This window comes from Gemmiger formicilis (genome assembly GCF_016901605.1).
Taxonomy (GTDB): Bacteria; Bacillota; Clostridia; order Oscillospirales; family Ruminococcaceae; genus Gemmiger; species Gemmiger formicilis_B.
Genome location: NZ_JACJKP010001101.1, coordinates 1 through 202, shown reverse-complemented (window position 1 = coordinate 202; position 202 = coordinate 1). Strand labels below are relative to the sequence as shown.

The window sequence follows — 202 nt, the reverse complement described above, 5'->3', positions numbered from 1 at the left end:
CAGCGGCGCGGGGGATACGGTATACAGCAGCGAAAAGACCTGGTATCCGGCCTGCAGGAATTGCATGGCTACCGGGTCGGTTTCCCGGGCGCTGCAACGCTCGTATCCACCGCCGGGCAGAAGCAACACCGCAGGACGGATGTTATAGTCAGACATTTCGGCTGTTTCATCCCGCAGATATCCGGTAAGAACGGCGCCGCTG

General features: G+C 60.4%; 1 pseudogene. It reads right to left on the bottom strand.

The features are described 5' to 3' along the window. Positions 1-202: pseudogene (locus H6B10_RS17900) on the bottom strand (alpha/beta hydrolase); the annotation flags it as partial.